We start from the raw sequence: 928 nt of genomic DNA, 5'->3' as shown, positions 1-928 counted from the left end.
CGATCTCTGGCGCGAGCCTCATCGCGTGCCTTGCCATGGGCGTCGTGTCCGCGGCGACCACCCCGTTCGGCGTCGCCGCGATCGGGGCGCTGATCATGGAAGGATTGCTCATCGAGCTTCCGTTCATGGTCACCCTGTACCGGCGGTGGACGCGTCCCCAGTTCGTGGCGTCGGCGATGTTATTCTCCGCGCTGATGGGAACGATGGCCCCGCGTGCCGTCGGCGTCGACTCGCCGACCACGCCCATGGCCCTGATCAGCTTCGCCGTAGCCTTGGCATCGAGCCTGGTGTTTTTGGTCCTGGGCTTTGCCGTCGCAAAGGGGCTCCGCAGCCGCGGGGTCACCCGATGACCGGCGGAGCGCCCGCGTGCGCCGGCGCGACACGCGGGACGGCCCCGGCCCGGTTGCGGGTCAGTGGCGCGGGAGTGCGGCACGCCGATGGGCGATGGGCACCCGACATGGTGGACCTCTCCTTCGATTTCGGCACGATCAACGCCATCACGGGACCCGTGGGATGCGGAAAGACGAGCCTGGCCCACCTCATCGCTGGACTGATACCCTCGCACATCCCCATCGACCATGCCGGATCCGTGCACATCGTCGATGCCGACGGCACCGAATGCCCCGTGGACCGGGACCGGGTCACCTTCGTCGGGCAAGACCCGGCGACGCAGGTGCTCACGCTCCGAGTCGTCGATGACGTGTCCATGGCCCTCGAGTTTTCCCTCGTGGAAGCCGGCATCGTCGCCAAGCGATCAGCCGAGGCCCTAGCGGAGCTCGGGCTGTCAGAGCTCGCGGAGAAGGATCCGTGGGCTTTGTCGGGCGGGCAACGCCAGCGGATGGCCATCGCCGGTGCGGTGGCCAGTGCGCCGGAGGTCATGATCTTCGACGAGCCCGCGGCCCACGTCGACGAGGATGGTCGCCGGTCG

The 928-nt window shown here is 68.5% G+C and carries 2 protein-coding genes; both read left to right on the top strand.

Annotated elements, in window-relative coordinates:
* Positions 1-350 (top strand): ECF transporter S component (locus tag F4V54_RS10915; protein WP_150387149.1); only part of this gene is annotated, 350 nt, incomplete at its 5' end.
* Between the two features lie 107 nt (positions 351-457).
* A partial coding sequence (locus F4V54_RS10910; RefSeq protein ID WP_249041302.1) for an ABC transporter ATP-binding protein occupies positions 458-928 on the top strand: 471 nt, incomplete at its 3' end.

The organism is Corynebacterium tuscaniense, from assembly GCF_008693065.1.
Classification (GTDB): domain Bacteria; phylum Actinomycetota; class Actinomycetes; order Mycobacteriales; family Mycobacteriaceae; genus Corynebacterium; species Corynebacterium tuscaniense.
The sequence above is the reverse complement of the archived record's forward strand: the minus strand, read 5'-3'. Positions and strand labels throughout refer to the sequence as shown.